The organism is Pseudomonas sp. I8001, from assembly GCF_013385345.1.
Taxonomy (GTDB): domain Bacteria; phylum Pseudomonadota; class Gammaproteobacteria; order Pseudomonadales; family Pseudomonadaceae; genus Aquipseudomonas.
On sequence record NZ_JACAQC010000037.1, the window covers coordinates 1 to 14,882 of the forward strand.

13 protein-coding genes and 1 pseudogene are annotated in these 14,882 nt (G+C 60.4%); 6 read left to right on the top strand and 8 right to left on the bottom strand.

Annotation, left to right across the window (positions count from 1 at the left end):
- Positions 1 to 296, top strand: a 296-nt coding sequence (locus HX839_RS31470; protein ID WP_218173669.1) for a hypothetical protein, incomplete at its 5' end; no start/stop codon positions are given.
- Between the two features lie 20 nt (positions 297 to 316).
- Here the strand turns inward: HX839_RS31470 and HX839_RS23465 are convergent.
- A complete protein-coding gene (locus HX839_RS23465; RefSeq protein ID WP_003217807.1) occupies positions 317 to 1,171 on the bottom strand; it encodes an NmrA family NAD(P)-binding protein in 855 nt (284 codons plus the stop codon).
- Between the two features lie 96 nt (positions 1,172 to 1,267).
- Positions 1,268 to 1,711, bottom strand: a complete 444-nt coding sequence (locus HX839_RS23470; protein ID WP_008433323.1) for an Lrp/AsnC family transcriptional regulator — start codon at positions 1,709 to 1,711, stop codon at positions 1,268 to 1,270.
- A gap of 130 nt (positions 1,712 to 1,841) precedes the next feature.
- Between HX839_RS23470 and HX839_RS23475 the strand changes: the two genes are divergently transcribed.
- Positions 1,842 to 2,741 carry a DMT family transporter gene (locus HX839_RS23475; RefSeq protein ID WP_177067739.1) on the top strand — a complete coding sequence of 300 codons (900 nt, stop codon included), beginning with the start codon at positions 1,842 to 1,844 and terminating at the stop codon, positions 2,739 to 2,741.
- A gap of 19 nt (positions 2,742 to 2,760) precedes the next feature.
- Here the strand turns inward: HX839_RS23475 and HX839_RS23480 are convergent, their stop codons facing one another.
- The 3 genes and pseudogenes from HX839_RS23480 to HX839_RS23490 all read right to left on the bottom strand — a co-directional run bounded on the left by HX839_RS23480 (position 2,761) and on the right by HX839_RS23490 (position 6,643).
- Positions 2,761 to 4,749: a U32 family peptidase gene (locus HX839_RS23480; protein ID WP_102369094.1), complete on the bottom strand. Its 1,989-nt coding sequence runs from the start codon at positions 4,747 to 4,749 to the stop codon at positions 2,761 to 2,763.
- A gap of 67 nt (positions 4,750 to 4,816) precedes the next feature.
- The gene (locus HX839_RS23485) at positions 4,817 to 5,197 is read right to left on the bottom strand and encodes a RidA family protein (protein WP_003217799.1); all 381 of its coding nucleotides are present in this window, start codon (positions 5,195 to 5,197) and stop codon (positions 4,817 to 4,819) included.
- A gap of 120 nt (positions 5,198 to 5,317) precedes the next feature.
- Positions 5,318 to 6,643 (bottom strand): annotated as a pseudogene (locus HX839_RS23490) (OprD family porin).
- A 596-nt stretch (positions 6,644 to 7,239) separates the two neighbouring features.
- On the opposite strand from HX839_RS23490, the gene HX839_RS23495 reads away from it, so the two are divergent.
- Both HX839_RS23495 and HX839_RS23500 read left to right on the top strand, forming a co-directional pair.
- Positions 7,240 to 7,905 carry a response regulator transcription factor gene (locus HX839_RS23495; RefSeq protein WP_003217793.1) on the top strand — a complete coding sequence of 222 codons (666 nt, stop codon included), beginning with the start codon at positions 7,240 to 7,242 and terminating at the stop codon, positions 7,903 to 7,905.
- On the top strand, positions 7,902 to 9,266 hold the full coding sequence (locus HX839_RS23500) for an ATP-binding protein (protein ID WP_102369093.1): 1,365 nt from the start codon (positions 7,902 to 7,904) through the stop codon (positions 9,264 to 9,266). Before HX839_RS23495 ends, HX839_RS23500 begins: the two co-directional genes overlap by 4 nt.
- Here HX839_RS23500 and HX839_RS23505 read toward each other — a convergent pair.
- The 3 genes from HX839_RS23505 to HX839_RS23515 form a co-directional block, all read right to left on the bottom strand.
- Positions 9,217 to 10,377 (bottom strand): carboxylesterase, encoded by a 1,161-nt coding sequence (locus HX839_RS23505; protein ID WP_023658846.1) that lies wholly within the window; start codon positions 10,375 to 10,377, stop codon positions 9,217 to 9,219. The two genes, HX839_RS23500 and HX839_RS23505, sit on opposite strands and share 50 nt — an antisense overlap.
- Before the next feature lie 68 nt (positions 10,378 to 10,445).
- Positions 10,446 to 11,243 carry a MipA/OmpV family protein gene (locus HX839_RS23510; RefSeq protein ID WP_177067740.1) on the bottom strand — a complete coding sequence of 266 codons (798 nt, stop codon included), beginning with the start codon at positions 11,241 to 11,243 and terminating at the stop codon, positions 10,446 to 10,448.
- Between the two features lie 91 nt (positions 11,244 to 11,334).
- Positions 11,335 to 12,288, bottom strand: a complete 954-nt coding sequence (locus HX839_RS23515) for a LysR family transcriptional regulator (protein WP_003217786.1) — start codon at positions 12,286 to 12,288, stop codon at positions 11,335 to 11,337.
- A gap of 109 nt (positions 12,289 to 12,397) precedes the next feature.
- Between HX839_RS23515 and HX839_RS23520 the strand changes: the two genes are divergently transcribed.
- Both HX839_RS23520 and HX839_RS23525 read left to right on the top strand, forming a co-directional pair.
- Positions 12,398 to 13,576, top strand: coding sequence for a M20 aminoacylase family protein (locus tag HX839_RS23520; protein ID WP_177067741.1), 1,179 nt, complete (start codon positions 12,398 to 12,400; stop codon positions 13,574 to 13,576).
- Positions 13,577 to 13,590: 14 nt separating this feature from the next.
- Positions 13,591 to 14,877, top strand: a complete 1,287-nt coding sequence (locus tag HX839_RS23525) for an MFS transporter (RefSeq protein ID WP_023658845.1) — start codon at positions 13,591 to 13,593, stop codon at positions 14,875 to 14,877.
- Positions 14,878 to 14,882 lie beyond the last annotated feature (5 nt).

Below are 14,882 nucleotides of genomic sequence, written 5' to 3' on the forward strand. Positions count from 1 at the left end.
GCATTCTGGATGAACGCGGCGCTCTCAGGTTTTTCGCGAGCAAGCCCGCTCCCACAGAAAAGCAGATCTGTTTTCGCTCTGCTTTCTTTGCTTTTAACACTCAAGCCGGCCGGGAGGCCGCTGTGCTCTTGCTTTTGATCCCCAATAAGTCCGAGGCCGAACGCAGGTATTGCGGAGCGGCGGCCCGCGGAGCAATGCCGTTTGGTGGACTTTGCCGCTTTTGCAAAGTGACTCGCTGTAAGAGCGAAACCATACGCCGCCGTTACCCAAATAACGGATATGTACCCAATCACTGAGCTGGCTTGCAGGCATGGCATCAGGTTTTTGCAGCCAACTCCCGCAGCACCTTGAGCAATGTGGTCTCACCCTTAACCACGTCCGCCTGCTCAAAGCAGATCCAACCTTCGTTAAACCCATCAATCATGCGCATGCGCGGCATTGGATTCTGCGCGCCTTGCTCACGAAACATCGGCTCCCACGCATCGCGAGGCACCACCTGTGCTGTCACACCACGACCAAGCACTTCGGTCAACGTGCGAGCGATGTCGTTCGGGCTGACCCATTGGCCTTCCAGCTCAACTACCCGACGCCCGCTCCAGTGTTGCTGCAACAATTGCGCAGCGAGGCGGCCGACGTCGGCGGTGGCGATCATCGGTACGGTCTTATCCAGCGGTTGCAGGAAGCTGTGGATCACTCCGTGTTCACGGGCCGTGATTACGTCGTAGGCGGTGTTTTCCATAAACCAGCCCGGACGCAAAAAGGTCACCGGCACGTTCAACGCGCTCAGCGCCTGTTCCATCAAGGTGCGTTGGGTCAGCAGGTTCAGGTGTTCGGCCTGGGCGCCAATGGTCGACAGGCAAACAACTTTCTGCGGGGCCGCAGCTTCAATGGCCTGAGCGACGGCGGCAATCACCTTGCGCGCCTCGGGAAAACCCGGCTCCGGGTCGAAATCCGAAGGCGGCAGGATGAACACGCCGGTGGCACCCTTGAATGCTTCAGTGAGGGCCGCAGCGTCGTCCATATTGGCGATGGCGACCTCGCAACCAAGGGCGGCCCATACGGCGCCTTTGCCCGCATCGCGAATGACCGCGCGCACGGGTTGACGATCGTTGAGGAGAAAGCGCGCGAGGGCGCCGCCGACTTTGCCTGTGATTCCGGTGATGACATACATGGTGTTTACGCCTGTTGTTCCAATGTGTGGATCAAGCATAAACACCGCCCTGGATTGACAGAATAGCGATCCCGTCACTGCATCAGTGACTCAAAATCACGAATCACCCAGCGGTGGCAGCCGGCGCTTTACCGGGGTTTTCTTGACGATGGCCGTGTTGGTTTCGGCGTACGCGTTGAGCCGGTCAAGCAGGGTGTCCAGTTGGTCCATGGTGCGCACATGTAGGCGTGCGATGAAGCAGTCATCGCCGGTCACTTTGTCGCATTCGGTGAACTCGGGGATCGCCTGGATCTGGCGCTCCACCTCCTGCAGTTTCCCGGGCAGTGGGCGGATGCGCACGATGGCTTGCAGCAGATAGCCAAAATGTTTGGGGTCGATGTCCACGGTGTAGTTCTTCAACACGCCACGCTCTTCCAGCCGTCGCAACCGCTCGCCGACGCTGGGGGAGGACAGGCCGGTGATACCCGCCAAGGCCTTGAGGGACAGGCGCGAATCGTCCATCAGCGCGGCGATCAGTTGCTGGTCAATGCTGTCAATCATGGTCGCTCCGAAAGCGATTGCTCAGGTTTGCCTAATAAGAATAGGCGAAATGAAAGGTTCGCCTTATTTAGAATATGGAGTCGCTATAGGCCAGATTGCCATAATTGAGCCTCACTTGAGGAGCTCAATCATGGACAAATCCATACGTCGCGGTTCATGGGAAATGGTCGCCGCCATGCTCATATCCGGCACCATCGGCTGGTTCGTGCTGGTGTCGGGAGTGCCGGTGGTGGAAGTGGTGTTCTGGCGCTGCGTGATCGGCGCGCTGACGTTGCTGGTGGTGTGCTGGCTGCTCGGCTATCTGCGCCTGGACTTGCTGGACTACCGCAAACTCGGGCTGGCGATGCTCAGCGGCGTGGCGATCGTGGGGAATTGGTTGCTGCTGTTCGAGTCCTACGCCAGGGCATCCATCTCCATCAGCACGGCGGTGTATAACGTCCAGCCGTTTATGTTGGTGATGCTGGCGGCGGTGTTCCTGGGGGAGAAAATCACCTTGCAAAAACTTGCCTGGTTGAGCGTGGCTTTCGTCGGGATGCTGGCGATTGTCACCGCTCATGGCAGTCAGCAAAACACTGGGGATGACTACCTGGCGGGTGTGGCATTGGCCCTGGGCGCGGCGTTTCTGTATGCGATTGCGGCGCTGATCATCAAGCGCCTGAAGGAAGTGCCGCCCCATTTGATGGCGTTGATTCAGGTGAGCACGGGTGCCTTGCTGCTGGCACCGCTGATGCAGTGGCACAGCCTGTCTGCATCGATGGATGCTTGGGCGGCACTGTTGACGCTGGGCGTGGTGCATACCGGCTTGATGTACGTATTGCTGTATGGCGCGATCCAGAAGTTACCGACGGCAATCACCGGCGCGCTGTCGTTTATCTACCCGATCGCGGCAATCTTCGTCGACTGGATTGCCTTTGGGCATCGGCTGGGCTGGATGCAATGGCTGGGCGTGGCGGCCATTCTGCTGGCGGCGGCGGGATTGCAGCGGGGTTGGTGGTGGCGCTCGAAAACAGCGGTGAACGTCACGCCGTAGCATGACGCTCACCCGCGACTCAATGTGCGCCGCGCGGGATGGTCTTGAGCAGGTCATCCGGGCTGATATAACCCACCACGCTGCCGGGTTGCGGCAGGCCGAGGATGTGGCCCTTGATCTTGCCGATCACGTGCATCTCGCAAGGCTTGCAGTCGAACTTCAGCGTCAGTACTTCGTCGCCGTGGATCAACTGCATCGGCGCAACCTTGGTCTTCACCCCCGTCACACCCTTGGCCTGTTTGGGGCACAGGTTGAACGAGAACCGCAGGCAGTGCTTGGTGATCATCACCGGCACTTCGCCGGTTTCTTCGTGGGCTTCATACGCCGCATCGATCAGTTGCACACCGTGACGGTGATAGAAGTCGCGGGCCTTCTGGTTGTAGACGTTGGCCAGGAACGACAGGTGCGATTCCGGATACACCGGCGGCGGCGTGGTTTCCGCCTTGCGGCCGCCCCGTGGATGAGCCTGGATACGCGCCTCGGTCAGCGCCTCGATCACTTCACGGCGCAGGGCCTTGAGCTGCGAGTTCGGGATGAAGAACGCCTGCGGCGCATCCAGCTCGATCGCAGTGGCGTGGTACTGGGTGGTGCCCAGTTGGCCCAGCAGGTCACGCAGGGTTTCCAGGGCCTGTTCCGGCTTGTTGGCCACGCCAAACGGGCCGGGCAGGGCAACGCTGGCGCTGATGCCTTCTTCGCTGGTGACGGTCAGTTCCAGGCGGTCTTCCTGCAGGCGAGCCGCCCAGGACACACCAATACGGCGCTCGGCGGAAGTCTTCAGCAAAGCCTGCTGCCAGTTATGGTCCAGGTTGCGGTTCAACGGATGATTCGGCCGCAGTTGATGCAGGCCAGCCGGCATCTCATTGGGCTCGACGCGGTAGCGGTAGCGCTTCTCGCCGTCTTCTTCGAACTCGCCTTTTGGCTCGGCGATGTTCGCGCGGAAACCCACCACTTCACGCTTGATCAGCACGTTGAGGCCGTCGCCATTGGACAGCGGCTCATGGGTGACCACTTGCAAGTCACGCTTGCCGGCTTTTTCCACCACCCCCACCGGCAGGCCGGTAAAGGTTGGGGTGTCGAAGGCGCCGATGTCGACTTTGCGGTCGGTGACGAAGTAGTCGGTGCTGCCACGATGGAAGGTCTTTTCCGGGTCCGGCAGGAAGAAATGCGCGGTGCGGCCGCTGGAAGCGCGGGCCAGGTCCGGGCGGTCTTCAAGAATCTCGTCCAGGCGCTGGCGGTAATAGGCGGTGATGTTCTTCACATAACCCATGTCCTTGTAGCGGCCTTCGATCTTGAACGAACGCACGCCGGCATCCACCAGGGCGCGCAGGTTGGCGCTCTGGTTGTTGTCTTTCATCGACAACAGGTGCTTTTCAAAGGCAACCACACGGCCCTGGTCATCTTTCAAGGTGTAGGGCAGGCGGCAGGCCTGGGAGCAATCGCCACGGTTGGCGCTGCGGCCATTCTGGGCGTGGGAGATGTTGCACTGGCCGGAGAAGGCCACGCACAACGCACCGTGGATAAAGAACTCGATGGCGGCATCGGTTTCATCGGCAATCGCACGGATTTCCTGCAGGTTCAGCTCACGGGCCAACACCAGCTGCGAAAAACCGGCCTGGTCGAGGAACTTGGCCCGGCCCAGGGTGCGGATGTCGGTCTGGGTGCTGGCGTGCAGCTCGATGGGCGGGATATCCAGCTCCATCACCCCCAGGTCCTGGACGATCAGCGCGTCGACGCCGGCATCGTAGAGCTGGTGGATCAGCTTGCGCGCCGGCTCCAGCTCGTTGTCGTGCAGGATCGTGTTGATGGTGGTGAACACCCGCGCGTGGTAGCGCCGGGCGAACTCCACCAACTGCGCGATATCGCTCACGTCGTTGCAGGCGTTATGGCGCGCGCCGAAACTCGGGCCGCCGATGTACACGGCGTCGGCGCCATGCAGGATGGCCTCGCGGGCGATGGCAACATCGCGCGCAGGGCTGAGCAATTCCAGGTGATGCTTGGGCAAGGACATAGTTTTTTTAGTCAGGCTTGTCACGGAGGCGGGCATTGTAGCTGTGAAATGCCCGCCAGGCATCCCATCAACCCTTGGCGGCCATCGCCGTGACTTCAACCCGCATGCCTTCCACCGCCAGGGCGGCTACGCCAACCGCTGCGCGCACCGGCCAGGGCTTGGCGAAATAGCGTTTGTAGACTTCGTTGAAGGCGGCGCGGTCGGCCATGTCCGTCAGATAGATGGTCAGGTGCATGACCCGGTCAATCGAGCTGCCGGCGCGTTCCAGGGCCACTTTCAGGGCTTGCAGGGTGCATTCGCTTTGCAGGGTGATGTCGCCCAGTTCCAGGCTGCCGTCGGCGCGGGTGGGGATCTGGGTGGAGACGAGGATGCCGTTGAAGCCGATGACGTCGGAAGAGATGGAGTCCGGATCGAGGTCGGGGGTGAACGCGAGGTCGTGGTTGGCCATGAAGGTCTCGTTTTGCAGCAGAGTGAGGCCGCGCAGTTTAACGCCTCCCGCAGAACTGCCAACCCAAATAGCTGTTCAGCGTGCCAGCGACCTGTGTCGCTGGCACGTCCCGGGAAGGGCTTACAGGATGTTGAACGGGTAGTTGACGATCAGGCGCGTATCGTTGACGTCGCCGCCACTGCCCGACTCGGAACTGCCGGTGTGGTAGGCCTGGCGCAGGCGGAACGCGAGGTTTTTCGCCGGCCCGCTCTGCACCACGTACTTCACTTCCACGTCGGTTTCGTGCTCCTTGGCGCCGTTGCCGTAGGCGCCGAGGTAGGCACTGTTGGCCGGGGTGTGGCTGCCGTCAATGTCGGAACCGTTGATGTAGCGGCTCATAAAGCTAAGCCCCGGCACACCGTAGGTCGCCATGTTCAAGTTGTACCGCAGGGCCCAGGAGGCTTCGCCAGGGCCGTTGAAGTCGGACCATTGCACCGAGTTGGCCAGCAGGATCGAGTCGCCGGCCGCGGCGGCACCGTTGTCACCCGCGCCGATGTAGTCGAACGGCTCGTTGCCATCGATCTTCTGGAACGACAGCGTCAGCGTGTGGACCTGCAGGAACGAATAGGCCGCCGCCAGCGAGTACGCCGTGGTGTTGATCGTGCCTGCGTTGGCACTCCCGGTATCCAGTGTGCGGTACAGGTTGCCGTCCAGGGTCACGGATTGGCCATTGCTCAGCGGCATCACGTAATTGAGGTTGGTGTAGTACTGGCGTCACACGTCCTGCAACTCGCCGGCATACACCGTGGCGCTCAAGTCCGGGGTGAAGGTGTATTTGCCACCGACAAAACTGGCACTTTTGGTCGCCACGTTGGCGTAGGTGGCAAAGATATCGTGCTCATGGTTGGTGGTATCGCCGCTGTTGGTCGCGGTGAAGTGGCCGGCTTCAAGGTTCAGGCCGGCAATTTCGTTGCTGGTCAGGTCAAAGCCGGTGGCGGTCTGGTCAAGCAGCCCGACACCCCCGACGGCAAACACTGGCGCGGTGGGCTGCATTTCACCGTACTTGAGCTGCGTCTTGGAGATCCGCAGCTTTATCGCTCCCCCCAACGAGCCGTAGGCGTCCTGAGGGTCGCCGTTGCGATCAAGGGGCAGGTTGCCGGTGTTCGCGTATTTGCGCTGGGAGTCGAGTTTCAGCCCGCCGTAGGCATAGGCGTCGACGCCAAACCCGATGGTGCCCTGAGTGAAGCCGGAGATGTAATTGGCCATGACCCCTTGGGTCCAGTCGCGCTGGTCGGCCCGGCCTTCTTCCCGGTTACGGTTCAAGTAATAGTTGCGCGCGACCCCGGTGAGGCTACTGCCATCGACAAACCCCGTGGCGGCGGCCTGATCCGTTACTGTGTCTGCCAAGGCTACTTGGCTCAGGCTGGTAGATATGACCAGCGCTAATAGGTTCCACTGTTTAACCATGGTAATGACTTCCCCGGATTAATTAATCGCTAAAAGTTGCGTGCACAGGTGCACGACCTTATTTTTTATGGCGTATATAACTTTTCGGCAGGCGTTATTAAGGCTGGCGTTGAAGCCGGGTTTCGCGTCTTGTAGTTTTAGCCGGGCACCACCCTGGCGGGCATTGCTGGCCTGTGTGCGACGGGCGATTTTTAACCGAATTGTGTTAAAGAACCAGTGAAGGGATCTTAAACTCGATTAATTAATATTCACTTTTTCAGGCGGCAGGCTGGTGTAACTTTGAGCCTGTCTTAGCCGCTCTGCTTCGACAAAAACCTTTGGTTTGCCGCCGCAGGCTCTGCGGCGGATTTTTTATAAATACCCCATGTAAATTTATTTAGTGTTGGGTTTATAAAAAGTACGGCGAGTACTTTGTTTTCTATTAACTTTCACAACTAATTGCCGGCGCTTTTATTGGCGCGACAGCACGTGAACCGATCAACTCCCTCCGTTTTAATACTTTCTTAAAAAAATCGGTCTATGGTTCTGGCCCTTGCTCATCATCCCGTATGTGTGGATTGTGTTGCCCCATTCCAAGCAGCACACGAGGGCCTGCTGTGTATTTATTGTTGGTGGAAGACGACGCCATGCTGGCCGAAGCCATTTGCGATGGCGCACGGCAAAACAGCTGGAACATTGACCATGTCAAGGACGCCTCCCACGCGCGCCTGGCCTTGGTCGAACATACCTATAACGCGGTCCTGCTTGACCTGGGCCTGCCGGGTGAGTCCGGTTTGAGCGTGCTCAAGGCCCTGCGCAAACAACACGACCCCACACCGGTGGTGATCCTCACGGCCAGCGGGCAACTGAGTGCGCGCATCGTCGGCCTGGATGCGGGGGCTGATGATTATCTGGTCAAGCCGTTCCAGCTCGACGAACTGTGGGCGCGCTTGCGGGCCGTGAGCCGGCGCAGTGAAGGGCGGGTGATCTCACTGCTGACCCTGGGGGATATCGTGCTGGACCGCAGCCGTCACGTGGTCACACGAGGCGGCCAGCGGGTGGCATTGAGCGCGTATGAATACCGCACGTTGCTCGCGCTGCTGGAGCGCCCCGGTCACGTGCTTGCGCGTGATCATTTGCAAGCGGTGGTTTATGGCCACGCCAGCAACATCGAGAGCAATACCATTGCCGTGTATATCCACCAATTGCGGCGCAAATTGGGCGATGAGCTGATCACCACGGTCCATGGCCAGGGCTATATGATCGCCGGGGCCCGTCAATGAAATCCCTGCGCCAACGCATGATGCGTGTGCTGTTCCTGACCATCGGTATCTGCTGGGCGCTGGCCTTGACGGCATTGCTGATTTACACCCAGGTCAGCTCCAGCAGCATCTGGGACAGCAAGCTGCAAGCCATCGCCACCCAGCTGTTGCTGGCTGTCCCGCAGAACAATGAGCAGCTCCCGGGCAAGGACGCCAGCCCGCAACTACGCAGCGCCGGGCTGGCCGAAGCCGGGTTGTTGACGTACCAGGTGTGGGGGCGCCACGACCGTTTGCTGGCCGGTGCGCCGGGCGCTCCGTCGACGGCGTTGCAGGGGAGTTTCCTGGACGGCTTTTCGAGCCCGATGATCGATGGGCGCAAGTGGCGGGTCTATTCAATTTCCGACAGCAACCGGCAACTGACGGTCCAGGTCGGCTACCTGCACAGTGTGATCAGCGCGGACATGCGTCGAAAAGCCTTCGTGGCGCTATGTATCGCCTCATCGCTGCTGGCGCTGGTAGGGCTGTTGATGTGGCAGGTGTTGCGGCGTGCGCTACGGCCGGTACTGGTGATCGAAAATGCCCTGCGGGGCAGGCATCGTTTTGACCTTACGCCGTTGTGGGTGGGCGCGCTGCCCGTCGAGCTGCGCCCGCTGGTGGAGGGGTTCAATCACTTGCTGCGCCAACTCGACCAGGCACTGGAAGGTGAACGGCGTTTTATCGCCAATGCGGCCCATGAGTTACGCACGCCGCTCTCGGCCTTGCAGGCCCATGCGCAAATTGCCCTGCGGGCCACGACCCTGGCTGAAAAGGACGCGACCTTGCACAAGCTGCTGGCCGTGGTGGCGCGCAGCTCGCGTTTGTCTGAGCAATTGCTGGACCTGGCGAGCCTGGAGGCGGTGCACAAACCCCATCGCACCCAGGTCGATTTGAGCGAACTCATCGGCTATGTCACCGATGAATTTGAGGTGCAGGCCGCGCAGGCGCAGCGCACGCTGCTGGTGGAGACCCAACCGTGCCTGATCGACTGCGATGTCGACGCCATGGGCATTTTGCTGCGCAACCTGATCGACAATGCCCTGCGCTACACCGCGCCAGGCGACCACGTAAAAATCAGTTGTGGCCCATCGCCCCAGGGGCCTTGCCTGCAAGTCGCCGATGACGGGCCGGGGGTGGCGGCCGCCGAGAGGGAGTCGATCTTCGAGCGCTTTTACCGCGTTCCCGGCAATGGCGGGCAGGGCAGCGGGATCGGCCTGTCGCTGGTGAAAAATATCGTTCAAGGGCACCACGCAAGCCTCATCACCAGCAGCGGCCTGGCCGGCAAGGGATTGTCCATCAGCGTGTATTTTCCTGGGGTTGTGCCGCCTCCAGCACCTGCGCCATAACCTGGGCCTGCCATTCAAAATAAGGGTTGTACGTGAGGCGGGCATGCACCTTGCCTGCTTCCCGATAGCCCCAATCGGAATACCACACAGCGGCCCCCGCCAGGCATTGGCGGTAGCCGTCGGCGTTCTGCCCGTTGGAACACATCGGCTGTTTGCCTTGTCGACCGTACTGGGGGTTGTCCGGCGAGAACAGCACACTCATATGGGAAAACTGGCTGATGTGTTCGGCGGGAAACTGATCACTGCGCACCAGCATCCTAGGGTGGCGCTGCCCGGCAACCAGGTCGCCATACCAGATCATCCGGGATGCCGGGTTCGGAAAGCGCTGACTGAACGTCTCCCGCACAAACCCCACATCCACCACCGAATCATGGGCGGCGCTGACGATCAGCACTGGCCGGTCATAGGTCTGCATCGCCAGCCTGCTGCGCACGACGGTACTGGTGAGGTAGAACTGGGCAAAGCCGTTGGTGGGTACGTTCTGGTAGCGCAACGGCGTCTGCTGGGGGGCAGGGCCGTCGGGCTGGCGCAACCAGGGCTTGACCCTGGACAGCCACGGTAACAACCAATCGAAGGGCAGGCGGGCCTTGAACGCGGGCGAAAACAGCAGCAGGCCAGCGATGGCCGGGTCGTCCATGGCGTATTCCAGCACCAGGTTGGCCCCGGTGGAGAAACCGCCCAGGTACACCTCGTCGGCGTCCTGGCGCAGCAACGCCACTTGCCGCGCCACGCTGTGTTGCCAGTCGGTGATATCGACGCCCAGCATGTCGGCGGGTTGAGTCCCGTGCCCGGGCAGCAACAGCGTGCGCACCCGATAACCCTGGCCGGCGAGTTGTGGTGCGATATCAATGAACGAGCCCGGTGAGTCCCCCAGGCCGTGAACCAGCAGAATCCCCTTGCCGTTGGGGTGTTCAGGCAGCCATTCGCGAGGGGCGTTCCAGGCCAGTTCCAGGGCATGGTCCGTGCCCTGGAAGCGTCGGTCACGTTCAAGCAGCAAGAGGGTTTGCTGGCGGTAGTTGGCAAAACTCGCCGGCACCGGCGATACAGGGCTGGCCGGCAGCTCGGCGCAGCCGGCGATGCAGGACAACAACAGCGTCCCGAGTGATTTCATGGGGCCTCCGTGGGCGTGAGCAAGCACCGTAAAGCCGCCGCAGGCAGGGCCCGCGACGGCCATGTCAGTCAAAAACGGTACATGTACCAAAGCCGTGCCGAACCGAGGGTGGATCGGTCCACGATCGGGCTGTCTTCAATCTCACTGCCCAGGCGTGTGGCGCTCAGGTCCAGATAGACGTGCTGGTTGGCCTCCAGCTGATAACTAACGCGTACCCCTGCCTCGATATTGACGGTGGCGTCACCGGTGTAGGCCCGACGCGTCGCCGTGGCTTCGCGGGCGCGTACACCGTAGTAGTAAGCGACGTAATCTTCATCTAGGTGCACCGCTGCCAGGCGCGGGGTGAAGTCGAAGCTTCCCGCGGTAAAGCGTCGCTCGACGGCCAGCCGGATGATTTGCCCGTCACTGTTGCCTGACGCATCGCCTGCCCATTGCGCGGAAAACTGCGCGACCGGGCTCTGCCAGATGGCCTTGCCCCCCAGCCAGATGCCGGGATCACGGTCACGCATGCCGTCCAGGTCCTCGGAATCGGAGGCGTCATAGCCTTCACCCAGCCCGTACCGGGCCTGCAAACGAAAGGACAGCGCGCTGTCGCTGGGAATCTTGAAGTCGATACCAGGGCCCATCACGCTGATCCAGCGATTTTCATAGGACACCGCCGGCAAGAGTTGGCTGTCGTTGTCATGGCCGCGGTAGGGGGAATTTGTCACGGCGGCCCCCAGGCCCAGTCCCCAGCCAAATGCCTTGTCGCTTTCTGGCGCCGCGAGGGTGATGCCGGGCAGCAGCGACAGGCTGGCCAGGCACAGTGTCCCGACAAACGAGGTCAACGCGTTCACGGGCGGCGATTTAGCTTCGATGGGCGACATAGGTGTGTTCTCAGAGGGAGGGCTGAGGCGGAGTATGTCGGGGAGGAATTAAGAAATTTTTAGGCGGATTAATCGCTTGTTAAGAGGTCACTCAAAAGAACAAATCCTTCGGCGACAGCCTCTCGCTGAACCGTGAACCGGGATTCCTGGCGTGTTGCTTGATGACCTGCTTCAACACACCGATGAAGGCAGTTGCAGCTTTGCTGCGCACGTTACCCCGACGGCTGACCACGCCGAGGATCCTTGATTTGGAGCCTTTGAACGCACTCAACGGCGCAACCGCATCGGCAAAACACGCGGATTTGAGCAATAAGTCAGGCAATACAGTCAGCGAGTCCGTCTGCAACAGCACCGGCAGCAAAATCCCCGCCGAGTGCACGCTCACCACATGACTGGGCGGGGGTGACAGGCGAAACTCCCGGTTCAGATCGCTGATAAACGTGTTGTGCAGCGAAGGCGGGTAGTTCGCCAGCCACTTCATGGCATTCAGTTCATCAATGGAACTGGAGTGCCGTAGCGGATGGTCTTTACGCCCCACCACATGGGCCTGATAAGAAAACAGCGGTTCGATGGAGAACTCGTTTTCGGTAATGAAATTACTGGCCTGGATCACCGCGAAATCCAGATAGCCGTCCCGAAGCTGCGGCACCGAAATGCCGTGCAGCCCCTCGAACACCTCGAGGAATACGTGGGGGTACTCTTGCTGGTAGAGGCTCAGGCATTCCGGCAGAAAGCTGAAGTTGATAAACGGCGAGACGGCAATACGCAGGCGTTCGGCCTGCCCGCTGCGAATCAGGTTCAGGTCGGCCTTGGCCTTTTCAATCTCGCTGAGTATCAGGCGCGCGTGGTGCAGCAGGCTTTTGCCAGCCTCGGTAAAACGCACGCCGGTGTGGGTGCGCTCCAGCAATTCCACCCCTTGTTGCTGCTCCAGATCACGCAAGGTGCGGGTGATTGCGGCCTGGGTCAGGCCGACGGATTTGGCCGCGCTGCGGATGCTCCCGGTTTCGGCGACCGCCACCAAAGCGGTGAACTGGTTGGTTTTCATGCTGCCCCTGATGACAACTAAATGTTGTCATCGAGCCTAAAGGTTGTCTTTTCATTCTGTCAATACGGGTCAGAATCAAGCCCATATCGGGTCTGAGGAGACAACAAAAATGAAGATTCTGGCAGAGATCGAACAGATTCAGGACGAGATGATAGCCATCAGGCGCGCTATCCACGCTCATCCGGAATTGGGCTTCGAGGAGTTTGCAACCAGTGACCTGGTGGCGCATAAACTTGAGGAATGGGGCTTCGAGGTGCATCGCGGCCTGGCCGGCACCGGCGTAGTAGGGCAATTGCGCAACGGTGACGGCGCGCGCATAGGCTTGCGGGCCGACATGGACGCGCTGCCGATTGCCGAGGAGACGGGCCTGGAATACGCTAGCACCCAGCCCGGCAAAATGCACGCCTGCGGCCATGATGGTCACACCGCCACACTGCTGGCAGCGGCCAAAGTCTTGGCCAACACCCGACGCTTCAGCGGCACCCTGAACGTGATCTTCCAGCCGGCGGAAGAAGGCTTGGGCGGCGCCCGTGAAATGGTCGAACAGGGTTTGTTTGAGCTGTTTCCGTGCGATGCGATCTTCGCCATGCACAATATGCCGGGCTTCCCCCAGGGCAAGCTGGGCTTTCTCGCCGGGCCGTTCATGGCCTCATCCGACACGGCGACGATCACCCTGAACGGCGTGGGAGGGCATGGAGCAGTGCCCCACAAGACAGTGGATCCGGTAGTGATCGCGGCTACTTTGACCTTGTGCCTGCAAAGTGTGGTATCGCGCAATATCGACCCACTGGACACCGCAATCGTCAGCGTTGGCTCTATTCATGCAGGTTCCGCTGCAAATGTGATCCCGGCATCCGCCAAGCTGCTGGTCAGCGTTCGGTCATTGCGAGCCGACACTCGCGACCTGCTGCAAACCCGCATTACTACCCTGGCGCAGCACATCGCACAGAGTTACGGCGGCAACGCAGACGTGCATTACAACCGGCGTTACCCGGTACTGGTCAATGATGAGGCGGAGACGGAACTGGCCCGCAGTGCAGCTCTGGAATGGTGCGGGGAAGACGGCCTGATCGAGAATATGCGCCCGCTCACAGGCAGCGAAGACTTCGCCTTTATGTTGGCGAAATGCCCGGGCTCCTACCTGATCATCGGCAATGGCGACAGTGCGGAGAACGTCATGTGTCACCATCCCAAATTCGACTTCAACGACCAGTGCCTTTTGGTCGGCGCGTCCTACTGGGTCAAGCTGGTGGAAAAAATGCTCAAGCACACTGCTGCTGTCAATTGAGGCCGGACCCGATCATGGAAACTACTTCAACTGAAGCGTCCGCCGTGTCTGTGCGCACATCGGCACCGGCCCAGCCCGGCAGGAAAAACAACATCGCCGCCGTCACCATCGGCAATGGCCTGGAGTTCTACGACTTCACGGTCTACAGCTTTTTCGCCACGGTGATCGGCAAGCAGTTCTTTCCCATGGAAGGCTCAAACCAGCTGCTGCTGGCGTTCGCCACCTATGGCATCGGTTTTTTCATGCGCCCGTTGGGCAGCATTTTGCTCGGCCAGTATGCCGACCGGGTAGGGCGCAAGGCCGCGATGATATTGACCCTTTGGCTGATGGCCATCGGTTCGCTGATTTTTGTGCTGACGCCCACTTATGGCCAGATAGGTATCGCCGCGCCCTTGCTGATCGTGTTTGCCCGACTGCTGCAAGGCTTCGCGATTGGCGGCGAGGTCGGCGCGTCGACGACTTACCTGATGGAAAAAGCCGACAGCCACGAACGAGGTTACTTCACCAGTTGGCAATTCTTCAGCCAAGGCCTGAGCGTGTTGCTCGGTGCAGTGGTGGGCCTGAGCGTGAACTACACCCTGACCGAGGAACAAGTCATGGCCTGGGGCTGGCGTCTGCCATTTGTGATCGGGCTGCTGGTGATCCCGGTGGGCTCGTATATGCGCCGGCACCTGCAGGAAAGTGACCAGGTGAAGCACGACGTCAGCCATCGCTTGAGCTGGGGCGAGCATAAACGTGCGTTGGCCGCCGGAATCCTGATCGCCATCGGCGGCACTTCGGGCTCCTATGTAATCCTGCATTACCTCTCGAATTTTGCCGTGGCGCAGTTACACCTGCCGCTGTCTGCCGGGATCTGGACCGGCTGCGCAGCGGGTGCCGTGCAAGTGGCGCTGGCGGTGGCTTCCGGCCGAGCCTGTGATCGCTGGGGGCGCAAGCGCATGATTTTCTGGTCGCGGCTGGCCTTGTTGCTGTTGATCTACCCGGCGTTCGTGCTGTTGCAGCACTCGCCTACTTTGCCCGCGCTGGTGATTGTAGCGAGTACCCTGGCGGCGTTGCTGGTGTGCAATACCGTGCCTTCGCTGGTGTTGCTTGCGGAAATTTTCCCCGCTCAGGTCCGGGCGACAGGCCTCTCGGTGACCTACGCCCTGGCCAGCATCATTTTCGGCGGCTTTGCGCAGTTCTTCTGCACGCTGCTGATCTCACTTACCGGCAACCCCAGCGCCCCGGCGTTCTACCTGATTGTGTGCGGGCTGGTTTCCCTGCTGGGCCTGGCGCTTGTCAAAGAACCCACTCAACGTTAACCCAG